The organism is Bacillus sp. SRB3LM (assembly GCF_015712745.1).
GTDB lineage: Bacteria > Bacillota > Bacilli > Bacillales > Bacillaceae_G > Bacillus_A > Bacillus_A thuringiensis_K.
On record NZ_VWVQ01000048.1, the window covers coordinates 1 to 1,420 of the forward strand.

Sequence of the window (1,420 nt, forward strand, 5' to 3'; positions counted from 1 at the left end):
AAAGTTAGACAGGTCGTTTCATTAGGCAGCCTCTAGGGTATGAGCCCGGTATTGTACTGGGCTCATACCCTTTAATTTTGCCTTAATTCTTTTATGATTATAGTATTCTATATACTTTGCTAACTCTTGTTTGAAATGTGTTATACTTTCAAATTCTTTTCGATACAGAAATTCCGATTTCATGATACCGAAGAAATTTTCAATAACGGCATTGTCATAACAGTTTCCTTTGCGAGACATACTTTGAGTTATGCCACAATTCTTAAGAGAATGACGGTATTGTTTCATTTGATAGTGCCAACCTTGATCAGAGTGAATGAGGAGTTTATCCGGATCGGTTACACAATAAAGGGCTTGGTCCAACATCGTTGAAACAAGGGAATAGGTCGGTCTTGAACCAATTGTATACGTGATAATTTCACCATTAAATAAATCCAACATTGGTGATAGGTATAACTTCTCCCCAAATAACTTAAACTCCGTAATATCTGTAACCCACTTTTCATTTGGTTTTTCAGCTTGGAAGTTGCGATTTAAAATATTTGGTGCAATTTTCCCAACTGTCCCTTTGTAAGAGCGATATTTTTTCATACGAACCAGACATTTTAACCCTAATTCTTTCATAAGACGATACACTTTTTTATGATTTACTTTGTGTCCACGATTCATAAGTTCATCACGAATACGACGATAACCATAACACCCATCGTGTTCATTATAAATAGCTTGAATCAGTTCTTTTACCTCCGCATTTGGATCAGGACGATTAAAATGTTTCATCCAGTAATAGTACGTACTACGTGGAATGTTTGCGAGTTGAAGTAACTCCTTGATAGGAAATTCATGCCTTAACTCGTAGATTACTTGCGCTTTGTCTTGTTTGGTGATTTTTCTTTGTTTTGAACTAAGGCATTCAACTTTTTTAAATATGAATTTTCCATACGTAAACGCTCATTTTCCGCTTGTAAGGCTTCGATTGATCCTTCATCTACTGGTTTTATTTTTTTATCTTTCATGGTTGGACGCCCCTTTTTCTTTGATTGTAGGGCATCCAATCCTCCTGTTTCATAAGCTATTTTCCATTTCCGAAGTGTTTCATAAGACGGTATATTGAAAAGTGCCGCTGTTTCTCTGATAGATGTCCCGTGTTCATTCATATAATAAAGTACATCTAGTTTATACTGGGCTGGGTAGAATGTATAGCACTTTTCAAAGGCCTTTTCACCTGAAGACTCATATCGTCTAATCCACTCACGAAGTACGCTAGGGTTAACTCCTATAGATTTAGCAATTGTTTTTCCACTTTCTGTACCATCTAAATATCGTTTCACCGCTTGGATTTTTTCTTTTGAAGAAAATTTAGCCATAAAAAATGCACCTCCAATTGTTAGACTGTGTCTAACAATTGGGGTGCACTTCA

At 36.1% G+C, this 1,420-nt stretch carries 1 protein-coding gene; it reads right to left on the reverse strand.

The window, feature by feature from the left end:
* Positions 1 to 21: 21 nt before the first annotated feature.
* A protein-coding gene (locus F3I02_RS19360; protein ID WP_085960089.1) for an IS3-like element ISBth10 family transposase occupies positions 22 to 1,367 on the reverse strand; the annotation gives its coding sequence in 2 pieces (ribosomal slippage) (positions 22 to 926 and positions 926 to 1,367; 1,347 coding nt in all).
* Positions 1,368 to 1,420 lie beyond the last annotated feature (53 nt).